The organism is Coleofasciculus sp. LEGE 07092 (assembly GCF_015207375.1).
Taxonomy (GTDB): domain Bacteria; phylum Cyanobacteriota; class Cyanobacteriia; order Cyanobacteriales; family Coleofasciculaceae; genus LEGE-07092.
This window is the reverse complement of sequence record NZ_JADEWY010000084.1, coordinates 1-24,254: the sequence shown is the minus strand read 5'-3', so window position 1 is coordinate 24,254 and position 24,254 is coordinate 1. Positions and strand designations below refer to the sequence as shown.

At 46.4% G+C, this 24,254-nt stretch carries 20 protein-coding genes, 2 tRNA genes and 2 pseudogenes; 16 read left to right on the top strand and 8 right to left on the bottom strand.

Going from position 1 to position 24,254, the window contains the following annotated elements:
- The first annotated feature begins 104 nt into the window (after positions 1-104).
- Entirely contained in the window at positions 105-2,489 is a 2,385-nt protein-coding gene (locus tag IQ257_RS19350) for a putative PEP-binding protein (RefSeq protein ID WP_193875456.1), read from the top strand.
- 39 nt (positions 2,490-2,528) lie between these two features.
- Here the strand turns inward: IQ257_RS19350 and IQ257_RS19345 are convergent, their stop codons facing one another.
- Both IQ257_RS19345 and IQ257_RS19340 read right to left on the bottom strand, forming a co-directional pair.
- The gene (locus IQ257_RS19345) at positions 2,529-2,951 is read right to left on the bottom strand and encodes a tetratricopeptide repeat protein (protein ID WP_193875458.1); all 423 of its coding nucleotides are present in this window, start codon (positions 2,949-2,951) and stop codon (positions 2,529-2,531) included.
- An 86-nt stretch (positions 2,952-3,037) separates the two neighbouring features.
- Entirely contained in the window at positions 3,038-3,394 is a 357-nt protein-coding gene (locus IQ257_RS19340; RefSeq protein WP_193875460.1) for a HesB/IscA family protein, read from the bottom strand.
- A 170-nt stretch (positions 3,395-3,564) separates the two neighbouring features.
- Between IQ257_RS19340 and IQ257_RS19335 the strand changes: the two genes are divergently transcribed.
- From IQ257_RS19335 to IQ257_RS19320, 4 genes are all read left to right on the top strand, one after another.
- Entirely contained in the window at positions 3,565-5,217 is a 1,653-nt protein-coding gene (locus tag IQ257_RS19335; RefSeq protein WP_193875488.1) for a DUF6930 domain-containing protein, read from the top strand.
- A gap of 115 nt (positions 5,218-5,332) precedes the next feature.
- Entirely contained in the window at positions 5,333-6,208 is an 876-nt protein-coding gene (locus IQ257_RS19330) for a M48 family metallopeptidase (protein WP_193875462.1), read from the top strand.
- Positions 6,187-6,269: transfer RNA gene (locus IQ257_RS19325), tRNA-Leu, on the top strand. Before IQ257_RS19330 ends, IQ257_RS19325 begins: the two co-directional genes overlap by 22 nt.
- A 22-nt stretch (positions 6,270-6,291) precedes the next feature.
- A complete protein-coding gene (locus IQ257_RS19320; RefSeq protein WP_193875464.1) occupies positions 6,292-6,561 on the top strand; it encodes a hypothetical protein in 270 nt (89 codons plus the stop codon).
- A 19-nt stretch (positions 6,562-6,580) separates the two neighbouring features.
- Here the strand turns inward: IQ257_RS19320 and IQ257_RS19315 are convergent, their stop codons facing one another.
- Positions 6,581-7,531, bottom strand: coding sequence for a DUF1517 domain-containing protein (locus tag IQ257_RS19315; RefSeq protein WP_193875466.1), 951 nt, complete (start codon positions 7,529-7,531; stop codon positions 6,581-6,583).
- A 316-nt stretch (positions 7,532-7,847) separates the two neighbouring features.
- Between IQ257_RS19315 and IQ257_RS19310 the strand changes: the two genes are divergently transcribed.
- The 7 genes and pseudogenes from IQ257_RS19310 to IQ257_RS19280 all read left to right on the top strand — a co-directional run.
- Positions 7,848-8,078, top strand: coding sequence for a DNA-directed RNA polymerase subunit omega (locus IQ257_RS19310; protein WP_193875468.1), 231 nt, complete (start codon positions 7,848-7,850; stop codon positions 8,076-8,078).
- 66 nt (positions 8,079-8,144) lie between these two features.
- Positions 8,145-8,771 carry a hypothetical protein gene (locus tag IQ257_RS19305; protein ID WP_228060843.1) on the top strand — a complete coding sequence of 209 codons (627 nt, stop codon included), beginning with the start codon at positions 8,145-8,147 and terminating at the stop codon, positions 8,769-8,771.
- Between the two features lie 11 nt (positions 8,772-8,782).
- A complete protein-coding gene (locus tag IQ257_RS19300) occupies positions 8,783-9,148 on the top strand; it encodes a DUF1818 family protein (RefSeq protein WP_193875470.1) in 366 nt (121 codons plus the stop codon).
- A gap of 47 nt (positions 9,149-9,195) precedes the next feature.
- Positions 9,196-9,269: transfer RNA gene (locus IQ257_RS19295), tRNA-Pro, on the top strand.
- A 610-nt stretch (positions 9,270-9,879) separates the two neighbouring features.
- Positions 9,880-12,558: a calcium-binding protein gene (locus tag IQ257_RS19290; RefSeq protein ID WP_193875472.1), complete on the top strand. Its 2,679-nt coding sequence runs from the start codon at positions 9,880-9,882 to the stop codon at positions 12,556-12,558.
- A gap of 191 nt (positions 12,559-12,749) precedes the next feature.
- A complete protein-coding gene (locus tag IQ257_RS19285; protein ID WP_193875474.1) occupies positions 12,750-15,470 on the top strand; it encodes a right-handed parallel beta-helix repeat-containing protein in 2,721 nt (906 codons plus the stop codon).
- A gap of 15 nt (positions 15,471-15,485) precedes the next feature.
- Positions 15,486-16,482: pseudogene (locus IQ257_RS19280) on the top strand (IS701 family transposase); the annotation flags it as partial.
- A 320-nt stretch (positions 16,483-16,802) separates the two neighbouring features.
- Here IQ257_RS19280 and IQ257_RS19275 read toward each other — a convergent pair.
- The 4 genes from IQ257_RS19275 to IQ257_RS19260 form a co-directional block, all read right to left on the bottom strand.
- A complete protein-coding gene (locus IQ257_RS19275; protein ID WP_193875476.1) occupies positions 16,803-17,498 on the bottom strand; it encodes a lysophospholipid acyltransferase family protein in 696 nt (231 codons plus the stop codon).
- A gap of 176 nt (positions 17,499-17,674) precedes the next feature.
- Positions 17,675-18,988, bottom strand: a complete 1,314-nt coding sequence (locus tag IQ257_RS19270) for an ABC transporter ATP-binding protein (RefSeq protein WP_193875478.1) — start codon at positions 18,986-18,988, stop codon at positions 17,675-17,677.
- A gap of 358 nt (positions 18,989-19,346) precedes the next feature.
- Positions 19,347-19,637: a hypothetical protein gene (locus IQ257_RS19265; protein WP_228060842.1), complete on the bottom strand. Its 291-nt coding sequence runs from the start codon at positions 19,635-19,637 to the stop codon at positions 19,347-19,349.
- 144 nt (positions 19,638-19,781) lie between these two features.
- Complete coding sequence (locus IQ257_RS19260) at positions 19,782-20,033, bottom strand: hypothetical protein (protein ID WP_228060841.1); 252 nt, start codon at positions 20,031-20,033, stop codon at positions 19,782-19,784.
- Positions 20,034-20,160: 127 nt separating this feature from the next.
- Here IQ257_RS19260 and IQ257_RS19255 point away from each other — a divergent pair, with 127 nt between their 5' ends.
- Positions 20,161-20,385 (top strand): helix-turn-helix transcriptional regulator, encoded by a 225-nt coding sequence (locus IQ257_RS19255; protein ID WP_193875480.1) that lies wholly within the window; start codon positions 20,161-20,163, stop codon positions 20,383-20,385.
- A 129-nt stretch (positions 20,386-20,514) separates the two neighbouring features.
- Positions 20,515-20,769: a helix-turn-helix transcriptional regulator gene (locus IQ257_RS19250; RefSeq protein ID WP_193875482.1), complete on the top strand. Its 255-nt coding sequence runs from the start codon at positions 20,515-20,517 to the stop codon at positions 20,767-20,769.
- 38 nt (positions 20,770-20,807) lie between these two features.
- On the opposite strand, the gene IQ257_RS19245 is transcribed toward IQ257_RS19250, so the two are convergent.
- Positions 20,808-22,040 carry a pentapeptide repeat-containing protein gene (locus IQ257_RS19245; protein WP_193875484.1) on the bottom strand — a complete coding sequence of 411 codons (1,233 nt, stop codon included), beginning with the start codon at positions 22,038-22,040 and terminating at the stop codon, positions 20,808-20,810.
- Positions 22,041-22,266: 226 nt separating this feature from the next.
- On the opposite strand from IQ257_RS19245, the pseudogene IQ257_RS31595 reads away from it, so the two are divergent.
- Both IQ257_RS31595 and IQ257_RS19235 read left to right on the top strand, forming a co-directional pair.
- Positions 22,267-22,392: pseudogene (locus IQ257_RS31595) on the top strand (UPF0175 family protein); the annotation flags it as partial.
- A 292-nt stretch (positions 22,393-22,684) separates the two neighbouring features.
- Positions 22,685-24,181, top strand: coding sequence for a polysaccharide biosynthesis/export family protein (locus IQ257_RS19235; RefSeq protein ID WP_228060839.1), 1,497 nt, complete (start codon positions 22,685-22,687; stop codon positions 24,179-24,181).
- Positions 24,182-24,254: the final 73 nt, after the last annotated feature.

Genomic DNA, 24,254 nt, shown 5'->3' with positions numbered 1-24,254 from the left:
AAACTGTGATCAGCCAACAACCTGAACGTCTGTGACAACGATGTGATAGTAGTTTTTTACCCCGTTCAATTTGGCTAATAGCTAGCGGCATCAAAGAGCTAATCGTGAACAACTTTTATTGGCTGGATCGGATTCAACCCTCGGAGCGCTCCTTAGTGGGAGATAAAGCCTTACATTTAAGCCAGCTTTTACAGGGGGGCTACCCTGTTGCGCCTGGTTTTGTGGTTCCAGCGATCGCCTTTTGGGACTTTATAGAACACTTAGGCGAATTTGAACCCTTACTTGCTGATTTGCGCCATTCGTCCTTATACCTGAATGTGGACGATCCCCAGCAGTTACAGTCAGTGGCGCAACAAATTCGCCAAGCGATCGCTACCACTGCCCTACCCCCAACGTTGAGAACGGAACTCTTAACAACTGCTGAGACGATACCAGCGCCAAGTTTAATTTTTCAGCCATCTCTAGCTCTGCCATTGAAACGGATACAGCTCAAGCGATTGGGAGAAGGGGTTAATTTAGAAGAATTGGCAGACAGGCTACAGACTTTTGGGATGTTGGCATCCTATATTGACCTCAATCAACCCGATATGCTAATCCAGTCGTTGCAGCGTGTTTGGGCAGAACTGTTTCGTGCCAGAAGCTTGTTCTACTTACAGCGAATGGATATTGCCTTGCACCAGCTCAATTTAGCTGTTTTGGTGCAACCCATTCACGATGTGATCGCTTCAGGTACGATTCAGGCAAACCGACAAGTCTGGCAGATTCAAGCGACTTATGGGTTAGGGTTAGCGATCGCCAAAGGTGAAGTGCTGCCCGACTTCTACCAAATCCAGGTAGAAACGGGCAAGATAGTTACCTCACAATTAGGTAGCAAAACCCTTGCCTATCGTCTGATTAAGGAAGTTGATTCGCTCTCACCGGATCAAACTTGCTTGCAAGCCTATGCCCTGAGCGAGGCGCAACAAAAACAGTATGCTTTGGAAGAGCAACACCTGCAACAGCTCATCGAGTTATCCGAACAGCTAACCTCTGAACTGACAACCGTTTTTTCTTTAGAGTGGGCAATTTGTCAAACCCCAACCCACTCAGAACCCCAACTCTACGTGACTCACTTTAGTCCCAAGTCTTCATTATCTAGCCAATTACCAATACTAACTCCTCACTTCATGCCCGATCAATTGCGAGGATTGCCTGCTGCTGCTGGACGAGTAACGGCATTGGCTCAAGTGATAAAAGATCGCCAAACCCTTGAGGCGATCGCTCCAGGCAGAATTTTAGTTGCCCCTAGTATCGCTCCTGACTGGCTACCGTGGCTTCAAACTGCTGTTGGTGTCGTCACCGAACAAGGTGGGATGACTAGCCATGGGGCGATCATTGCCAGAGAATTGGGCATTCCTGCTGTTGTTGGTGTTACTGGTGCAACCCAATTTATCCAAACCGATGAGTTACTGCTAGTCGATGGCGAGCAAGGAGAGATTCAGCGGTTGGGAGTTGGGAAGCAGGAGAGTTCGGGAGTGGAGGAGCCGGAGAGCCAGCGAGCCCGAGAGCCGACGAGCCGGGGAGGTGATTCCCGATTCCCCATAGCCACCCAATTGTTCGTCAACCTCAGCCAACCCCAATCTTTAGCACGAATTGAAGGGTTGCCCATTGATGGTGTGGGGCTGTTGCGCTCCGAACTGATGGTTCTGAATGTTTTGGATAACTTACCGCCCAGCGAATGGGTGCAACAGGGGCGTGAGCAAGAGCTAATAGCCCGCCTTACTCAGCTTATCGTGCAGTTTGCGGCTGCCTTAACGCCGCGACCTGTATTTTATCGCTCTCTAGATTGGCGTGAAACGGAGCTAGCTTTAGGTACATCATCAGACATTGACTCCCGAACCGGTCATTCCCTGTGGGGAGAACACGGTACTTATCAGTATTTGAGAAACCCTGCCTCATTTGATGTGGAGTTGGCAGCATTGCGGCAGGTTTATACTAGGGGCTACAGTAATGTTAGGCTGGTGCTGCCTTTTGTGCGAACAGTAGAGGAGTTTGCTTTTTGTCGCCGTCGAGTTGAGCAAGCGGGACTGATCGACAATCCCCACTTTCAACTCTGGATTATGGCAGAGGTGCCTTCGGTACTGTTTTTGCTCCCCGATTTTGTTAAAGCTGGGGTTCAGGGTATTTCAATTGGCACCAACGATCTAACGCAACTATTATTAGCGGTCGATCGCAACCAAGGGGAGTTGGGTTCGACTTTAGATGGGCGTCATCCAGCCGTAATGCGGGCGATTGAGCAACTCATTCGCATGGCAAAAGAGGCAGGAATTCCTTGCTCTATTTGTGGTCAAGCGCCAGCTCAGTATCCTGAACTCATTGAGCCGTTGGTGGAGTGGGGCATCAGTTCAATTTCCGTTGATGTGAATGATGTCGAACGCACCCACCAAGCGATCGCTCGTGCCGAACAGCGCTTACTTTTAAAAGCAGCACGGCAAAGACTTGAGCATTAACAAGAGCGAGTTCGACTGCTTTGCCTTTGATGCTACTCTCTAAACCTCAGATAACCAGCGTTTCATGCGGTTTAAACTTTCCCAGTCGGGTTTTCGGGTCAATCCGTCTTCAATACTTTCAAACAAATCCTTTCGGACTTCTGATTCCATTGCCATTTGCTGTTTCACAAGGTCAATATGCTTGCGCACGCCCGTTTGTTCTGTTTCCAACATGGCAAGAGCAAGGTTAACTCGACCTTGAGGGGCGTTTGGGTCTAGTTTGACTCCTTTAACCGCTGCTTTATAAGCTCGGTCTGGTTGGTTATCTAATAAATACAGCCATGCCAGACAACTCCAAGCGGCTGGGGTTTTTGGAGAGCGATCGCAGATTTCTTTGAACACTGGGATTAGCGTATCTGGACCTTCACCCGCTTTATAGCGTTCTAAGCCAGTATCAAATAGAGAAATAGCCGATTCAGTCATGGGTTATCTATCAAGTAAAGGTACAAAAAAAGGTAAAAGGAAAGGGGACAAGTCAATCCTCTTCTCCCTTTTCCCTTTCCTCTACTCTAAACTCCGAAAGACTTACCACAGCCACAGGTTTGATTGGCATTGGGGTTGGTGAATTGGAAACCACCACCAATCATAGCGTCGCTGTAGTCGAGTACCATACCGTACAAATACAGCAGGCTTTTTGGGTCGCAGACAATTTTGAAACCGTCGTAGTTAAAGATTTCATCGTTGTCTCGAACCTTACTAGCGTCTTCAAAATCCATCATATAAGACATTCCCGAACAACCTCCTTGACGGACACCAACCCGTAAATAGAGGTCTTGTCCTTGCTGGTTTCGCAGCGCCAACACATGCTGTAGGGCTTTTTCTGTTAGTTGGATTCCTTTTTGTTGCGGCTGAGTTGCTTGTGTCATGGGTCGCTCGTGACTCCTTATTAGTCTGCCAGTCTACTTTTATTCAGTTTATCGATATTATCGACGGATTTTTTCAGAACACCCTGGAAGTTATTGCGGTTTAATAGGAGTATCCACTCCTAGTGATGGCTCAATCCGCCATCCTTTTTGCACTCAACGCCACCTACTCTATGTCTGCTCTGAATCGCACTACTTGTCGTCGGCTCAAACAATTACCGCAGATTCCCAGTGTGTGGGAAGGTGATCGTCATGTGTTATTAGCTTTCTCAGAGAGGATGGAAGCTGATACCGACAGCAGTAATGAATGCATTCTTTGGGTAGATGGTTCAGAAGGAATTGTGCGGGCAATGGATGTAGTGTCACCAACCATGGGACCGGAGGCAGTTGTTCGTGCCTTGCTGCGAGCAATGGAACATCCTCAAAGTCCTGCCAAACCCGCACGACCCTCAAAAATTGTAGTTCGAGACCGAGAAATTCAATTTTTCTTGCGGGGAGTTCTGCAAGATTTAGACATTACGATTGATTACGTTCCCGATTTGCCCCTAATTGACGAATTGTTTCGGGGGTTCGAGGAAGTAGCTCGAACACGACAGCCTAAGCTGCCTCCTCAATATGCAGACTTACTCGTTGCCACAGCCTACGATATTTGGCACGATGCCCCTTGGGAACTGCTAGCCGACCACCAAATTCTGGCGATTGAATTAAATCGCTGGGATGTGGGAACGCTTTATATCTCAGTAATGGGGATGCTGGGAATGGAGTATGGCATTTTACTCTACCGTTCCTTGGAATCTCTCCAGCGCTTTCGGGCATCTGTTTTAGCGGAGGAATCCTTTGAAAAAATGGAACAAGCATTTTTAGGGCAGGATTGCTTGTTTCTTACCTACGAAAGGGCAGAGGATAGTCTGGAGGACGATGATGAGGATATCGATTTAGCTGAACTACCTGTGTCGGAAATTGTCCCGGGTTTTGGAACGGTACATCCTCTTGAAGGGATGCGACCGTTTCTTTATGAAGAAGAAGCAGTAGCGATTTACACCGCCCTTGAAGCCCTGCATCGGTTTTTCCAGGCATCCAACTCGCACTTGGCAGGAGATACTTTTAGGGGCATTACCAAGGGCTACCGCATACCCGTTCCCGTAGATGCCAAGTTAAAGCCAACGGTATCTGTTAAAATTTCCACTCTCCCTGACTTGGCATTAGAGTTGTTAGAGATGGCTGGGATAGCTGACAAAGATGACTGGGAGGATGAGGATGAGGAAGATGATGATGATGTATCACTCCCCTTGCGAGATGACTTGGTGCCTAAAGATGCATTTTTGAGCTTGGGAATGATGCCGTGGGACAGCGTGGACTTATTGCGCTCTGATGTCACTTTTTACCAGTCTCAGGAGGTTAAGGAAGCTGGAGAAGGGTTGCCGGTGGTGTTGATTCAAACGACCCGTCCCAAAGCTAAAGCACTGATTGAAAACCTGAAAACGGCTGGGGGACTCAAAGGAATTTGCTTTAATCCAGGAGAAGACCCTTTTGAAGGCGATCGCTATGATTTGGGTATTCTTCAAACGGAAAATAGTAATTTATACTTGTTTGGCGAATTTCCCGAAGCCGACCCCACCCATGTCACGGCTCGCCGAAAATGGGATCAGCGCTGTAAAAAAAATAAGGGATATTGCGGCTTGGTAATTGCGATGGGTCTTACAGGCGCATCTCGCGGCAATCCTAAACCCCGTGACATGATGGCATTGTTTGAAACGCGATCGCTCTCGGCAAAGGAATTGGGACTGGGAATGCTACAGCTCATGCCGATGTTGGAATTTGAATAAAATAATCCCTCTAAGAAGTTCATATCTTTACTCGAAGTCACTCCTGCAATCGTGAACGTCTTCTTCGTAAAATCAGGGAAGACACTCAACGAGCGATCGCTAAAGGAAGAAGAGAATGACATTTTCTAAAACACTACTCGTTGGTCTTAAGGCAGACCATTTCCGCCATCCCCTGGATTTGGAAGCAACGAACGCCCTCAAACAGATACCCGGACTCGATTTGATGGTGCGCAATCTTCTCGGACCATTAGCGGAACAGTTTTTTTATCTGAACAACATTGCTGCCAGCATCTTGGTGGGAGAAAACCAACTGCCGCACCTGCACAAGCTACTCATAGACGCTTGCAAAACCCTGGATTTAGAACCGCCTCAGCTTTACGTTCAGCAGCATCCGGTGCCAAATGCCTATACCTTTGCGATGCGAGGCAAGCAGCCTTTTATTGTCTTGCACACGTCCTTAATCGATATGCTAACCCCCGAAGAGGTGCAAGCAGTTATTGCTCACGAATTAGGACACCTCAAATGTGAACACGGGGTTTATCTGACACCGCTTAATATCATTATCTTAGCGACGAGTTTGATGCCGACTTGGGGGGCAGTTATTGCCCAAAGCCTCCAGGAAAGGCTGATGGAATGGCTGCGGTGTGCAGAATTTACCTGCGATCGCGCCGCGCTTTTGGCAACCCAAAACCCCAAAGTGGTGATGTCAGTCCTCATGAAACTTGCTGGCGGTTCCCCAACCCTGGCACCCCAACTCAACTTGGATGCCTTCATTGCTCAAGCTCGGGCTTATGAGGATATTAGTAAAACCGAACTCGGTGAATTACTCAAATCAGCGCAAACGGCACAGCTCAGTCACCCAGTCCCCGTACTGAGGGCGCAAGAAATTGATCGCTGGGCTAGTTCTCAAAATTACCAATCCTTGTTGCAGCCGCCGAAAATTGAGTATAATGATAAAACTGACTACAAGGGCGGATGGCGAAATTGGTAGACGCACCACACTCAAAATGTGGCGGCCTCTGGTCGTGAGAGTTCGAGTCTCTCTCTGCCCACTAAAGTTCAGAGGCAATAGTCATGGTACAGCGACTAAAGCGGTGGGAATCTCCCCGCCGCCAGGGGCGAAATGACAAAGGGAAAGGAGGTTCTGCTCGACGCAGGCAACTGAAAAAGCAAACTCAGATGCTGCGTAAGAAACTCAAAGAGAGTGAAAAAGCAGATAAGCCGAAAAACAACCCGCAGAAAAAGCAATGGGGAAGAGAAACTAGTTCTCTTCCCTTCTTTTTTATAGGGGATACGCTCCAAAAAAGACAGGCAAGATGCCTGTCCTACGGTCTTACGGGATAATTTATTTTTGGGACTTCCCTTAGACCAACTTTATGTCTGGATATCCAGCCAACAAGTCATCCGAAGTCAACGTGTCACCTTCAGCTTGTGGTGTCCAGAGAACTTCTACCGCCAGTAAGCGATCGCTCGAAACTCCACCCAACTGACGCAGTGCCTGACGCAAGTCATCCGAGCCGTTGATAGTGGGTAAGTCCAGCTTGCCCTGAACACCTGCCAAAATCGTGACAATGATATATTCACTCGGTGCTTCTGTCTTAAGGAGTTCGCCGCGACTATCCGAGTCAGAGGACGTGCCTTGGCGGAGTTGACCCCTTACATTAGAGAGGGTTTCTTCGGTAAACTTACTACGCTCTGCCAGAGATAGCTGATTGAATTTCCCTTCTGCGGCGTCTAAACCCGTTTGTTGAGAACTAGCCGCCCCATAGACCCAGTATTCTGGATGGCGTAGTAAAGCCAGAGTCCCTTCCTGTAGGACTTGCGCCCGACCTTCAGCCGAATCTGTATTGGCTTTGCGAGCTAAATCATCGAGCTCCTTCTGAAGTTCCCGCGCTTCTGCTAATAGCCCCACTTGTACCTGTCCCACAGAAACCTTGGGATTGCTGTAACCAGGAACGTCATTACCACCAACTTCACCCATGCGGCGGAAGGTTTGCACTAGAAAATTTGCAAGGGCAAAGAAAATCAAGATACCAAACACACTGCCAAATCCGCCAAAGCCAAAGAAGGGCAACAAGAACGGAAAGCCTATTCCGCCTCCAGAATATCCATATCCTCCACCTGGAGAGCGATAACCCCTACTAGGAGGTGAGTAAGTACGACTCGGTGCCCGGAAGGAACCACCACCAATTCGACCACCGCTGCGAGCAGCTAGGGCGTCACCGGCATTACCCATGACGAGGGTAAAAATCAGCCCAAGGACGAGCAGAGATTTCAAAAAGGGTTTGACCGTTGAAAAAAGTTTGTTAAGCATAGAAAAACCATTACTGTCCAAGCTCAGTTAAACTGTAGCGAGTTAAGGCGCTAAAACCATCCTTCGACGATTAGATTTCTAATTTTTAGGTTCAGCAGGAGGGGCATTCCCAACTCCTTCTTTACTGTACCGCTATCCCTGTCTGGGCTGAATCATTCACAGAGTCGGGATTGCCGATGCAGATACCCGTAATTCCCGACGTTCAGTCTTGAGTGCTGTTAAACTGGAGGGGCAATTTGCTTTTAGTCGCTCACTCCACGAGCCACCTACTAGTGAATGGCAGGAACCTCTTACGTTTGACATATAACGAGAACCTATGCTGCACAAGCGTTACCAGTTTGATTCAAATCAGATCATGCACCGTGCTGAGGAGCTAGTTAGTGCAGCGTCTAATCGCTATCGGATTACTGTGCAAGTAGCAAATCGGGCGAAACGCCGTCGCTATGAGGACTTTGAAAACCTAGACGACCCAATGATGAAGCCAGTGCTGCGGGCAATTATCGAAATGTCCGACGAACTCACCCAACCAGAAATTATTGGGGATTAAGCGCCTCAGATTGCCCCAAAAGTCATCTAGAGTCGGGATTTATCAGCCGTAGCACTCACCTCTACTATGCTTGCAGCAATCCGCAATAACAGGGCGATTCGCCTGACCTTTGCCGTCATCCTTGCCACTCTAACTGGCTTTTGCTTATTTGTGGGAGCAGCAGCGCTTAGAGATTCATCAAGTTGGACGTTAATTGGTTCACAACCTGTTAATGCTCAGGCTCTCAGACCCCAAGATATTTGGCGGCAAGTGTACGAACGCTTGCCGAATTTGCCATTGGAGAACCAGTATATTAGTACAGAAACGGGTGAAGTGGCTGAAAATAACACCTTGGCAAGTCGCTTGATTAGCTATCACCTGTACGTAAAAAATCGTCCACCCAACTATCGTTTCGATTGGAAGCTAACGATGGCAGATTATCTGGGTGTTCATGAGTACCTGACGGAATCTCAGTATCCGGGTAATAAAACTCTACAGGAAAACCCAATGGAGGGCGATCGCTCGGTGATTGAAACACTAAGTCGTTCCGAACGGGATGCATTGGTAAATGTTTTGGTGAGTATCTTTAATCCCAATCGTCCTGAAACGTCAGAACCGCAACTTAGAGAATTTCCATCGCCATCACCAGCACCCAATCCCAGAACGACACCCAAACTTCCTCAACCGGGAGATGCAGATTTACTCCGGTTGTGAAATAGAGTTCTATGGAACGAATTGTTAAAAGCGGGCTGGGATGGCGTCTGGGTTGGAACCCTCAAGGAATGCCCTATCAAGGGTTAGTCGGTACAGAGGATTGGGCTATTGAGTTAACTGGGGTGGAGTTCGATGACTTTTGTCGTTTGTTAATGCAGCTAGCCCAAACGATGAGTGAAATGGCAAGTGAGTTAGTAGATGAGGAAAAAATTACCTGTGAAGCAGAAAGCGACTCGATTTGGATGGAAGTAGAAGGTTATCCCTCAACCTATACCTTGCGTCTCATCTTGAACCAGGGACGCCGCTGCGAGGGAAGCTGGTTGGCTAATGCTGTTCCGGGTTTAGTGCAAGGGGCTCAATCTTTGAAAGTATTTTAAGTTGTTCCTAATATTACAAAGATTGTGATATGCTAGGATAGATTTGCCGGGGCGTAGCGCAGCTTGGTAGCGCACCACTTTGGGGTAGTGGGGGTCGTGGGTTCAAATCCCGCCGCTCCGATATCTAAGAAAATAGTCAGCCAAACCCGACTGGTAATAAAAAGGGCGATTCACCCTAGGGATAACGTGTTCTCTGGGGTAAATTTTATAGGGCTATTACTAGTTATGGTTATCATCAATGTGCTGTCTGTCACAGACAACATCAAAATTGCCTACTACGATGAGAGCGATGTTATAAATAGTTTTAATATTGCTAGTTCAATCTAAACGATTAATTAATAAAATATCCGGATTTATAGCTTGAATTATGAAGGAAATATAAGTTAAGATACAAGAGTCATTGCTGCTTCCACTCGTTTCGATTGCATCCTCAACAAAGACAAAGCTTTAGGAAGTTGTGATGGCATTCATTTCATCCGCAATTGTGTTAATTCATTTTCCTTTCTAGTAACTTTTAGTGATGGCAAGTATTTCTGTCACAAGCCATGCTGAATGAGAAATTACCTCTGATTTTAAAATTTTGAGTGAGGTAAAAAATCTTCTGGATTAGCATCCGTATTTGAAGATTATTAAAGAATTGCATCGAGCTAAAATGGCTGATTTAATCAGTTAATTTGTAGCGATAGAACTTAGGGGAATCCGCAAAGCAACCTTAACCAAAAGGATGATTTATGGCGATTTTCACAGTTAGAAATACCGACGACAATGGATACGGACAGTCTCTGGTTTCAGGTTCTCTGAGAGAAGTCGTTGAAAAAGCAAAAAATGGGGACACGATTAAATTTGCCTCTAGTTTGGCAAATAAGACCATTACCCTCAAACGTCGGTTGGAAATTGAAAAAGACTTGACGATTGATGGCGCTAATGCTTCTGGCTTAACCCTCAGTGGAAATCAAAAAAACATAATCATTCGGGTAACGGGGAATGGCAGAGAGTTTACACTACGGAACCTGACCCTTGCCGATGGCTTCCACGAGTATGCAGGGGCAGGAATTTGGGTGTTAGACCCGAACTCAAAAATCAGAGTTGAGAATAGCAAGTTCAACAACAACGTTGCTGCTGCTGGGAGTGCTATTTGGGCAAAGGCAGGCGCTGACGTGACTGTGATTAACAGTCAATTTGATGGCAACGAGGCTACGAAACGTGGTGACGATAGTGCTGGTGGTGCAATTAGTGTCTTTAACAAAAGCCAACTCACTGTCTTTGACAGTGAATTTACCAATAATAAGGGAGATGTTGGTGGAGCGATTACCGCTATATTCACTAAACTGACCATAGAAGACTCCACGTTCATTAATAACGAAAGCCGGAGATTCGGCGGGGCAGTGAACAATGATGGTGCAAGTGTCCCTATTCCCGAACTCCGACCCAACGGAGAAAATGGATTACCTGCGGATAAGGTAGGACGTGAAAGTATCATTCGTAACAGCTACTTTGAGGGCAATCGTTCTACGGGTCAAGGGGGTGGACTTTCAGTTTGGACTTATACCAAAGACAACATCATTATTGAAGGTAACACCTTTAAAAATAACAAAGTTCGTAAAACGGCAAGTGGAAGTGCCGATGGCGGCGGTCTTTATGTCGCTGGTCAGGCGACTATCGATAACAACACCTTTACCAAGAATAAGTCGCAGGATACGGGGGGTGGTTTAGAGGTTGGAGGATTCAGACCTGTTAACATTACCAATACCATCTTTTCTGACAACGAAGCAGCAGATAAAGGTGGTGCAATTCATACCAGGCAGTATTTTTCGACCACAACCCCCTATGAAACTAACCCCGAACTTAACATCAATAACACCACCTTTGATGATAACTATGCGGGGAATGAAGGTGGAGCAGTCTTTTACAATGATAAGGATATGCTCATCACGGTTACAGCTTCCACGTTTGACGACAACAAGGTAGGGAAGCCTGCGAAAGTTCAAGATACTAACCTTGAATTAGTTGAGGGAACGGAAGGCAATTTTTGGAGTGTTAAGGATAACAACTATCTTCAAGGGTATCGCGGAAATGATAACCTCGAAGGGGGTGATGGTGATGACAACGTATTAGGTGGAGCAGACAACGATACCCTCAAGGGTGGTGCTGGAGACGATGGTCTTGATGGTGGTAATGGTGATGACATCTTAGAAGGGGGATCGGGTAATGATCGCCTCTATGGGGGTAACGGAGAGGATATATTGCAGGGTGAAGAGGGTAATGATCGCCTCTACGGGGGTGACAGTAATGACCGCCTCTACGGAGGTAACGGCAATGATATCCTACAGGGGGAACAGGGCGACGACCTTCTTAAAGGGGGAAACGGCAATGATGTCCTCAGTGGTGGCTCACTAGATGACCAACTCTTTGGTGAGGCAGGTGATGATATTTTCATCGGGGACAAAGGTTACGATGAATTCACCGGCGGAGCTGGTAAAGACCAATTTATGTTAGGGGATAAGAAAAGTATCTTCTACAATCCAGGCAACAACAATGACAACTATGGTCATGCTGTGCTGAAGGACTTCAACCCCGCCGAAGATATCATCCAACTGCACGGCAAAGCGTCTGATTACAGTTTGCGTGCGACTACCTGGAATGGGATATCTGGTATTGGAATAATTGCCGAGAAGAGTGCATCAGACAAAATGGTGGCACTGGTGCAGGGTTTCGACTTAACTCAACTCAATCTCAACGCCAGCTACATACGCTATACCGACACAGCGCCTAAGAACGAGATTATCGACCCTAAGGAAATCTTAGAGGGCAAGACAATCCCCACCACTCCCACTACTCCTAGTCGAGAAACTGATACTCTTAAAGGCACGAACCTCTCTGAAACATTGGTTGCTAAACCTCAAGGCAGTCAAGTCAATGGTCTTGATGGTCAAGATCTATTGGCTGGAGGCGTGGGCAATGACAAGCTCAATGGTGATGCGGGACACGATCGCCTTTGGGGTCACGAAGGCACCAATCAACTCAATGGTGGCACAGGTCATGACCAACTCTACGGGGGTACAGGTTCAGATTCGATCTTAGGTAACGCAGGCAATGACCAGCTTTATGGGGGTGCAGGCGACGATTTGCTTGATGGTGGTCTGGGCAATGACATTTTGACCGGTGGACTCGGTCGTGATACCTTTGTCCTCACACCAGGAGAAGGCAGGGACTTAATCCGTGATTTTCAAATCGGTGAGGACAAACTGGGTTTATCAGATGGTCTTAGCTTAGGACAATTGTCAATAACCCAAAGAGGCAGCCAAGCTTGGATAGTGGATACAACCCAAAATGAGCTACTGGCACGGTTAGAAGGAGTCGATGTCTCGTTGTTGATGGCTCAATCTGCTGATACATTCGTGACGATTTGACACTCTCCAGCTTAAAAAACGGGCGCTTTCAAACGTCCCATTTTTTCTGGTAAGAGGTTAAATCAGCCGTTCTAGGATAGGAGTGAAAGAGTGATTGCCCAACCCGGTAGTGCCAAAAGCGATCGCACTCCCGTCTTTCACTCCTTGGCTAGGACGTACCGACAATGAGACTCACTCTAGTTGAAATAACTATGCCTGAAAACAAGTTGACTCAGTGCCTCTATATAAGTTGGTCACTGTTGGGAACCCTAACTTCAATAACTTCAACTGCTGTTGCTCAGACTGGTAATGAAGTAACGCCTGACGTATTTACAGCAGAAGATGCAACCCTCCCTAGTACCTCGCATACTCTTACCAAACATGAGCCAACGTCCCATACCTGGAGCGAGACTAGCGTTTTGGCTGGGAGCATCAAACCTGAAACAAGGCTCTCTTCAGAAACAATAGAATCCGAACATACTCTTACCTCTTTTCCCGAACCCGATATCCTAGCCACTATTGAACCCCTACCCCATACCGAAGCTAAAGCCAGCTCACTAGACCCGACGGCAAACCCAGAACCCGAAACCCAAACCCCATTAACGGCTGAAAATCTGCCAATTAGAGTTTCCCCTCGCGTTGGCGCAAATTTCTCTACGGGTCCTGGCGTGGGCTATTCTAGCTCCTTTGGGGGTATTGAAGGGTTTTTACCGCTATGGCAAACTCCTGGCAGTAACCTCACCTTTTTAGAAGGACGGCTGCTCCTGTCAACTGAAGATGCTAATGTGGGCGGCAATATTATTATGGGGCATCGCATATATGATGCCAACGCTAACCGTGTTCTTGGGGGTTACATTGCCTACGAGTACCGTAGCACAGAAGACAGCAGTTTTAATCAAATTGGTGCAGGATTTGAAAGCTTGGGAGAATTTTGGGATGTTCGGGGTAACGCTTACGTTCCTGTGGGAGATACCCGGCAGCAGGCATCAGAAACAACGTCTAATCTAGGTCTTTCGGTTTCAGATCCCTTCTTTCAAGGCAATTTCTTGGCTGTTAGTAGAAATCAACAGCAGCAGATTAACCGTCGCTATGAAGCAGCAATGGCTGGGGTGGATATTGAGGCGGGTGTGAAAGTAGCTTCCCTGGGTCAAACGGGTGATCTACGGGGCTATGCTGGGTTGTACTACTACGATGCCCCAGATAGTGATGGGGTTGTGGGCTGGCGCACCCGCCTAGAAGCCCGTCCCACAGATATGCTACGGTTGGGGCTATCCCTCTCCAATGACGATAGGTTCGGCACGAATGTGGTATTAAGTATCGGCGCAAATTTTCCTGGCACTCGCCCTAGAGGACTTGACAAACAAGAGCAGGTATTAGCACGTTTGGCTGAATCTCCTCAGCGCAATTTCACAATAGTAGTAGATGAGCAAGTTGAATCGGAGTTGTTGGCAACGCAAGAAACAGTTTTGATAATGAATCCGGATACGGGTGAACCTTGGCGATTCCGACATACTAATTTGGGCATTGGCATGGGTGACGGAACCTTTGAAAATCCGACAGGTACAGTCGCGCAAGCACTATCAGTGGCACAACCCAATGATATTGTCTATGTGCAACCGGGAACTAATCCAGGCATTGCTGCTTTTGCGATTCCCGACGGGGTACAGGTATTATCTACCGGACCTGTGCAGCAAATTAATACCGAGGAACTTAGTCTTATTCAACTGCCGCTATCGGGAGCTGGGGTGTTACCTGAAGTGACAGGTACAGTGACAATGGGCAACGATACCACACTGTCTGGGTTTGCCCTTAATGGAATTCCTGGAGCTGGCATTACTGGACGTGATATTAGCACTATCATTATTCGAGAAAATGCGATCGCTAATGCTGCTGCCGAAGGCATCGCCCTGAACAATGTCACGGGGCAAATCACGTTAATAGACAATACCATCCGTAATTCTGGTGGGGAGGGTTTCAACCTTAGCAATAATCTAGGGCAAGTTGAGTTAAGGCTGGTTGGGACTACCATTACTGATAATGGTTCTTCAGCACCTGACGGAGATGGAGTGAATCTCGAACTCCGCAATAATGCTTCTGGCACCTTCGACCTCATTAACAACACAATTGTGAACAATCGCAGTAGCGGCGGACTTGCTGACGGTTTGGATATTAAACTATTTGATAATACCTCTGGAATTTTTAACCTTGCGGACAATACAATCTCTAACAATCAGTTGAATGGGTTGAGTATTGATTTAGAGGCAACAGCATTGGGTACTATCAATCTGACCAATAATGCGATCGCTGAAAACCAAATGGGTGGAGTTGCTCTTTTAGTTTCTCAGGAAGCCTCTGGAACGTTCAATCTAATAGGTAACACCATCTCCAATAATCAATTTAAAGGTGTTGGATTAACCTTGAATGACCAAACCCTTGGAAGCGTCAATTTAACAGATAACACCATTACTGAAAATCTGGACGATGGCGTGTTCGTTCAACTCTCGGATCAGGCTCAATGGGAAGTCAATCTCTCTAACAATTCGATTGTCATAAATGAGACTTACGGAGTTTTTGTTAACGCTAATGATGGAGCAATACTTCGATTTTTAAGCGACTCGAATCTAATTACTAACAATGTTTTTACAGGCGTTTCTTTAACGAGTAATCAAGCGGCAGGGATTTTGGCTGTTATTCAATCCAATACCTTGACAGAAGGTGGCTTCAGTGACTTGGAAGCGTTTACATTCGCTCCGGATGCCACTATTTGTCTACAACCTAGCAATAATAAAATCGGTTTTTTATTGTTAGATGACAGTTTTGGAGGTTCCATACAGGTTGAAGAAGGAACACTTCCTAGCAATACTATCTCTACCAATGATGTCACATTCTGGTCGGGAACAACGGTTGCATCTGGAACGTGTAAGGCTCCTTAAGGTAGAGAGACGTGTCATTATTCTTTAGCGAATTCAGAGTGGTCAGTAGATAAAGTAAAAGAACGAAGATTAAATAAACTTTTGAAGGCACTAAAGGGAAAGGCGATTACAGTAGTAATAGATGAAACAGGAGATATGAAAAAAGGGGAAAAGACGGATTATGTAGCAAGACAATATCTAGGAAGTGTGGGGAAAGTGGATAATGGAATAGTGTCAGTCAATGCCTATGGAGTTTACTCTAATATAATTTTTTCACTAAGTGTAAAAGTCTTCAAACCGAAAGGAAGGCTAAAAGCAGAAGATAACTATAAAAAAACATAGAATTAGCATCAGAAATTATTGCTGAATTAATTGAATCAGGTATTGCTATTAAATTAGTACTAGCTGACAGTTTATATGGTGAAAGTAGCCAATTTATTAGAAAACTAGCTGAATATAAATTAGATTATGTCGTAGCAATAAGAAATAATCATGGAGTCTGGCTGCAAGCAGGTCATAGGGTTAGGGCGAATAAATGGTGTAAATTTGAAACTTCGACTCCGCTCAGTTTTAACACCTCGACCTCGCTCGGTGTTGAAAGAACATTTAGCAATCATAAATCAGAAACTAGATACATCAGAGAAATAATTTATGGTAAAAAAAGAGCCATAACTTACTGGAAAATAACGACAGACCCAGAAACGATGCCGGAGAATTCTAGTTCTTTCGTAATGACCAATCTTCAAGGGAACCTGAAGAAGATTTTAGGTGACCTGTATGGATTAAGAACTTGGGTAGAATATGGTTTTCGACAGTGTAAGCAGGAACTGGGCTGGACAGATTACCGTTTCACCAATTTCCAACATATTGAAAGATGGTGGGAACTAATTTTTTGTGTTTACACAATGATTAGTTTAAATTCTCCAGCCTTTTTAGCCTTAAATCAATCTCGTCAAATCGAGACTGAGGCACAAGAAAATAGTGCTGTTGATTTTTTTCTCATCAACAATGTCGCCAGGAATTAAACTGGCGGGAGCCAGGAATTTCTAACGAGGGGGAATTCGTTGAGGATGAGGTGGGTTGATGCACAATTTGTCCTCTCCGTTACCTTTTTCTAAGCCAAAGCCTACACCTTTTTCCATAACTTATTTCAGTCACGTCTCATCTTCATCGAATCTTTACAAAACCAAGTGCTGCTCTTTACACAACCTTCATAAAGGGTATACCCGTCGAGCTAGATGAAAAACTGCACAAAATACAGGGAGTCGTCCAGGTTCTGGCAGAAAACAACTCAATAGAACCTGAAAAAAATGGGCAAATAGTTCACGAACCCCCTTTATAGATGGAATGAAGCTATTGAAGAACCTTTCTCAAATCTGCCATTAATTCTTCTGCACAAGGTTTTGCAGGTTTTTTACAATAATCTTCTACTTGTAAAGGAGACCTAATGCAAACTTCAATATCAGTACCCCAGTGGGGAACGGCATCACTATAACGGATGCTAATTGGTACAATTTTGATACCCAAACCGGGCTGGTTAGATTCTGCGTGTAGAGCTATACGTCCAAGACCTGGCTCGAACGGATGCGCTTCTTCGGTACGAAAAATATTACCTTCGGGAAAGATAACCAGTACTTCTCCCTGCTCAAGTAATTTTATCCCATGACGCAGACTGGAAATTCCCGGATGCCTCGGATTGACCGGAAAACCACCCAAGTGGCTGAGAAACCAGCCTTGCAGTCCTTTCATTTCATCGGCTGAAATCATAACGTGTAAATCTCGTCCGATAGCATGGCGACCTGCTGCATAGGGTAAAACCAGCGCATCCCAACGAGAACGATGAGTAGGCGCGAGAATAACAGCACCGTCCTTCGGTAAATGCTCCTGTCCTTTCACCTCAATCTTGCCAAAGTAAAACGGCAGGACAAGGTGACGCCCTAGGGGATAGACTAAACGGATTAGCCAATATGAAACACGAGAGGTGACGGCATCCGTCTTCTCAGGGGTAGGATTCTCTTGGGACTGTTTGGGAGAGTCAAGCTGCCTCATAATGGCAATGGGTAACTGCAAGTAATGATACGGGGGAGAAATACAAAATTCTCTCGCTTACTGTGGCAACCATATTAATGATCAATGTCTGACTTAACATCTGCTAAATGGTGTAAATCAGTTCTCAGGACTTACGCATAGAAAGCCCATCTAGTCAGGGTACGATATATCGTACTTCAACGAATGGTTTTGCCTGTTTGAGGATCAAAGAGATGGATTTTTTCGACCACGATTGACAGCCAAACTTGCTCCCCAACTTTGACAACTTGATCGGAGGCAATTCTCACTTGTAAGGTGGATTCGTTATCCAGTGTTACTGATAAATAGGTGTCGTTGCCGAGGGCTTCTACCAGTTCAACTTGTACGGCTAAGTTTTTGGTGGCGGGAACGCTGAGGTTGAGGTGTTCTGGGCGAATTCCTAAAATTAGCGATCGCTCGTCATAGTTTTTTAGAAAGGGTTTCCACTCTTCTGGGAGAGTTAGGCGAAACTGGGAATGCTGAATCAGTAGAGGTGCTTTAATTTGAATGGGGAGAAAGTTCATCGGTGGCGAACCAATGAATCCGGCGACAAACTGATTAGCGGGGTAGTTATAAAGTTCTAAGGGTGGGGCAATTTGTTGGATTTGACCGAGATTCATGACGGCGATGCGATCGCCCATCGTCATCGCTTCGGTTTGGTCGTGGGTAACGTAGATCGTCGTTGTTCCCAATTGCCGCTGTAGTTTGACAATCTGACTGCGGGTTTCAGCACGGAGTTTGGCATCTAAGTTAGAGAGGGGTTCATCCATTAAGAAAACTTGGGGATTGCGGGCAATTGCCCGTCCCAGGGCTACGCGCTGCTTTTGTCCACCAGAAAGTTGTTTGGGCAATCGGTTGAGCAATGGCTCAATTTGTAACAAGTTTGCCACGTAACGGACTTGTTCATCTACAGCTTTCTCTTTATCCGATGAATAGCGTAGTCCTTTGGGAAGCGATCGCGTCATTCCCACTACAGCATTTTCCAGCCAAGGGGGTAGTGAGTTTGGGGGTTGTTCTTTGCTAGTTCCCACTCTCCATTGCTGATTTCCCAACTTTGTACGCCGTAGTCCAAAGGCAATGTTGTCATAAACCGTGAGGTGGGGGTAGAGGGCGTAGTTTTGAAACACCATAGCAATATCTCGTTCTTTGGGTGGCAAGTCATTCACCAAGCGATCGCCCACCCAAATTTTGCCGCCCGTCAACTCCTCTAATCCGGCAATGATTCGCAGCAGGGTACTTTTGCCACAGCCCGATGGTCCCACCAACACCATAAACTCCCCATCATTAACTCTCAGGTTGATGCGCCGTAAGATATTGACCGTTTCAGGTGGCTGAGGAGACTGATCAACTGCCACCAAGGGAGCTTCATCCACGGGTGTCAGCAGCGGTTCCGTCGTTACAGGGGCGGCAGTCCGCTCTCCCTTGCGATTCGGAAAGCTTTTATAAATCTTTTCGAGAACAACCTGAGCCACGATAGTTACTGTCGATTGCAGACAATTAAATATTTTACTATCATTGTAATTTGCTTTCTAAAAGTCTTGGTACTATCTTTAATCGTCATTTGACGTAAGCTAAATGTTACTGGCTTGTATAGCTTGGAAATAAATTTCAAAAATCTCAGCCCACCACTTGTTTAAATGGATTCAATCTTTTTGCAGAATAAGAATGTAGGAGTTTAGACGTTTAAAAACTCCTGAGCTTCTGAACTTCTAAATTTCTAAGGGTATTCCAGCATTTTGTCCAAAGTTGGCGTAAAAATGAGGGAGATGTATCGTTGTACTGCTTGTTGTGTTTTGTGCGATCTGCGCTTCGCAGCGTTCGACTGAGCGCTCACGCCGAAGTCAGCGCTTCGCTATCACGTTCAATAGCAAACCACAGTTGCCGGAGTTGTTGGCAGGTGGTGCAGTTTTGAATTTGGTAGGCAATGGCGTTGAACCACTGTTGTAATTTTCGATAACTGACGAATTGTCCGCCTTTGTCGCGGCGGTGGACGAAGACGACATACGCCCAGGATTCAACGCGAACTATCTGGTGTTTGGGAATTTTCAGGAGTTGGGCGATGCTGGTGAGGGTGATGCGGAATTTTTGGGCGGGTTGGAGGCGGCGGAATAGAGGGGTCATAGGGTTTTAGAGTTGAGATTTTCGATGACCTCTCCCCCAGCCCCTCTCCTGCAAGGAGAGGGGAGTTATTCTTCCCCCTTCCCGCACTTCGTGCCGCTAGGCTAATGCAGGGAAGGGGGGTCGGGGGGGTTAGGTTTGCCGGATCTAGATGGTGTTTGGAATGGGTTCTGGGGTAATGTCGAACATGATTTGGTAGCCATTTGTAGGATTATTGGCTCGGAAGATGCGGAGGTAGGCTTCGGCATCACTGCGGCGACGACAGCGAAGGATGATGGCGGTTTGCAGGTTGGGAAGGGGGCGGATGATGCACCACGGTAAAGGAAGCAACCCTCGGTTACTGGCTAGTTCTTGGTTGTGTGACAGCTTAATATAAGACACTGAGGAAAGAGAGGACATCAAAGCAGAAATTTAAGCATAGGTAAACAAGTTCCTAGCTTAAAAAACGGCTTAGTGATTTTCCGCCTTTCTGTGTTTTTCTTATACCGCTCAGTATATAGCTCCGAGGGATATACCTTCAAGTATAATGGCTGGAGAAAATGATGAACTAACTCTAACGAAGCTGCGGCAGCGAGCTGGCTTAACTCAGCAAGAACTTGCCAGTGCCATCGGAGTGACGCAAAAGACAATCTCCATTTGGGAAAAGGGTTCAGTTGAGCCTAAGCTGACGTTCGAGCAAACTAAGCTCCTGATGGATGTGTTGAACTGCACCCTTGATGAGCTAATAATCACCATAAAGCAAAGAACCTAATTGAAAGGTAACTAACGAGCTGTATGGCAACTTTTGAGTTACCCGACCTTGTAGTTATGCAATTCAACTATAAGCAGCTTATAGCTTTTATGTCAAGCAGCTTATATAAGAAACTTATGAAATGCTAAAATGACGGAAAAACAAGAGTTAGAGCAGGAGTCACCATTAAAGAAGCGCAGAGAAGAGTTAGATCTAACTCAAAGAGATATTGCTGGGGCTGTCGATGTGTCAGTGCAGACAGTTAGCAACTGGGAAACAGGAAGGTATAGAGGAGCTAGGCTCACGCTGCCACAGGTAAAAGCACTTTGTCGAGTATTGTGCTGGAGTATCGATGACTTACCTGATGATTTGGCACCGCCGCGATCGCAATCTGAGGGCGATTAGGGAAGGGATGAAAGCTCCTCTCCTGTCATCCATCGGGTTTACTTCCAATGGGCTGGTCTTACAACATCTTCCGGTAGAATGGTTCTGCTATCTCCGTATGCTGACGAAATTTCCTGTGAATTGAGGTTTTTGGCATTCGTAAGGTCTGCTCCTTGAAGTTTTGTTCCTTGTAGGTTAGATTCAGCAAAGTTTACCTCCTGAAGTTTAGCTCCCATAAAATTTGCCCCTTGTAGGTTTGCTCCCTTGAGATCTGCTTGATAAAGGTCTGCTTCTTCGAGATTAGCTATGGTAAGGGATGCACCCTGTAGCTTCGTTCCCCAGAGCTTTGCCTTCTGCATAGTGGCGTTTGAGAGAATTGCTCCTTGCAGATTAGCTTCCATGAAGTTTGCCTCTTGCAGGTTAGCTTTTGTTAGGTCTGCTCCTTGCAGGTTGGTGTTATAAAAACTTGCCTCTTTTAAATTGGCTTTTTTCAAAATTGCCCCTTGCAGATTGGCGTGATCAAAGTTTACACCTTGCAGGTTGGCTTTCCTGAGATTTACACCTTGCAACTTGCCTTCCCTGAGATTTGCTCCTCGAATGTCAGTATTACTTAAATCAAGCTTCTTATTTTGTGGGTCTTTCTCTGGGTCTCGCTGTCCGATAACGGTAAGGGCTGCTTGAATATCAGTGCAAAGTTTTTGTGGTTGCTGTTCACCCTCAGCCTTTTTTGCCTCCAAATCTTCCTTTAAAGAAGCCTTTTCTCGCACAAAAGCCGATAATACCTCCATAATTGTCCAGTGATCTCTTACCGAATCTTTGGCAATTCGTTCTAGAGCATAAATTCCACCTAAACGGATTGAAATATTATCCGAGCCAAGCTGTTCAATTGCCTTAGTAAAGCGTTCTGTGATTTGCCCCTGTTCTGCTACCTCGGCATTTTTGGTTGCAGCGATCGCGTTTTCTGTTGCAGCGATGGCATTCTTCTCAAGAGCTTTAGCTCGCTTGGCTCCATAGTAGACATTAAAAAGAATAGCTATGCCACCAAAAACTGTGGCGAAATTTTGAATAGATGCAATAACAGATTTGATTGCCTGGTTCCGAAGCTCGAAAAAATCTTTGACTCCAAGAATTGCTTCTTGCTGATCAATTGGGGTGACATGATCAATTGGGGTGACATTCAGCCACCAAAGATAGGGCAAAACCACTAATAATCCCAAAGCAATAAATCCAACGACCAAACGCACCAACCAGAGTCTCAGTTCTGTCAAATCATCGGTTTCATTAACACTCATGACTCCTCATCTACCAGCAAAAAGTGCGATCGCTATCCTAGTTAAGGTCATTGTAGGCAATCAGCCAGGGAATCAATTCCCTGGCTAATAGCAAAAGTCCTCTAAAGAGGACTGGGTAACGCTTTCAGTCCACTTGAGTGGACTTGATCTATTAGCCCGGAGTTTAAACTCCGGGCGGAATGACAATGTGACAGCAAGATAGTTGGAGTTTTATCATTCAAACAGATTTGAACTGGGAAAACTTTCATCAGGACGTGCTGCTCAATTAGCCGGAATCTCACGAGTAGAATTCCTGATGCTACTAGGGCGTTATCAGGTATCTCCCTTCTCTTTAACCACAAAGGAACTAGAACACGGTAAAGGCAGATCCCTGACTTCTTCAAGAAGTCGGGGATCTGAACCCAAGAGAGATGACTATATCGCTACCCCTCAAAAACGGAAACATTTATCCGTACTTGGAGAAAGGCGCTGTGACATTGGGGTGGGATTTGCCGATCGAGTGGTGGACTTTCCCGAACCCACGATGCATAATGCACGAGTTTAGCTATAACAGAATAAGAAACTCCATAAAAATGAACTTTTTCGTCCCGACTAGCTTCAAAGATAACGTGACTTTGTATTAGAGAGAGCCAAATCGGTCTGTAATGGATACTACTCAAAGAATCGCCACAAAACGTATTGAAACGTTTCATCGCAAGAGGATGAGAAATAGCAGTTTCAGAAAATATCTAACTCAACCCGTCGCAGGTGCTGCATTGTTCGCCTTATTCGTTGCTGCCGCACCTGTGCCAGGAATGGCGCAACTCCCCACTCTTCCCGATGTCCCGCCGGAACGAGTCAATACCATACCACTTGAGGAAGCCTATACCCTCGGCTCAGGCGATCGCGTCCGCATGGATATCTTTGATGTCCCAGAATACAGTGGTGAATTTCAAGTTCTGGCTAATGGCATACTCAACTTGCCCGTTGTTGGCAGTGTTTCTGTGCAGGGACTAACAATCGAAAGAGCCAGCGCCGTGATTTCCCAGCGATACGCTCGCTATGTCAAACGTCCAATCGTTACCCTCAGCCTCCTTTCTGCTCGTCCCCTGAGGATTTCAGTGGGTGGGGAAGTGAAGCGTCCCGGTTCTTACAGCATCCCCCTAACCGATGGTCAGCAATTTCCGACGGTGACTCAAGCGATTGAATTGGCTGAAGGCATTACCCGTTCGGCAGATGTCCGAAATGTGGAAGTCCGCCGTCGTGGGAAACCACCCTTTAGAGTTAATCTCTGGGACTTGTTGAACAGTAGTAATCTCAATCAAGATGTCACCTTGAGGGATGGAGACGAAATATTTCTGCCTACGACAACTGCCATTAACCCCATCGAAAGCCGTCAACTTGCAAACGCTAGCTTTGCTCCAGATGCTAGCGAACCCATTAAAGTTGCGGTGGTGGGGGAGGTAGTGCGTCCAGGACCCTATACGGTGGCAGCATCAACAGCAGGTGCCTCCACTGCTGATCGTGCCCGTGAAGGGGGCGACAACCGAGAACCCCCCACAGTGACTCAAGCCATCCAAGTGGCTGGGGGTATTAAACAATCAGCAGATATTCGCCGAGTTGAGGTGCGACGCACCACCCGAGACGGTGACGAGCAAGTCCTTCAGGTGAATCTGTGGACGCTGTTGCAGGAGGGAGACCTTTCTCAAGATGTGATTTTGCAGGAGGGAGATACTATCGTTGTCCCCGAAGCAACGGAAATCACTGCCGAAGAAGCAACTGAATTAGCATCTGCTAGCTTCTCAGCCGCGATTATCAGTGTCAATGTGGTGGGAGAAGTCGAGAAACCTGGTACTGTCCAAGTACCAGCCAACTCCCCTTTGAATCAAGCGCTTTTAGCTGCTGGAGGATTTGACAACCGCCGTGCTCGTAAAAGTTCGGTAGAGTTAGTGCGTCTGAATCCTAACGGCACGGTGACAAAACGGGAGGTGAATGTAGACTTTACAGCAGGAGTCAATGACCAAAGCAATCCTCCCCTGCGTCCGAATGACGTGATCATTGTTCGGCGCTCCGGACTGACCAGCTTCACGGATACTCTGGGTACGGCAGTAAGTCCCTTAGGGAGCTTTTTTACAATATTCAGATTGTTTAATTTGTTCTAGTAGTTGACTGAACCGTCTCTTCCATCTAGTTGGGATGGGGAAGCAGGGGTGCAGGGGTGCAGTTGTGTTGGAA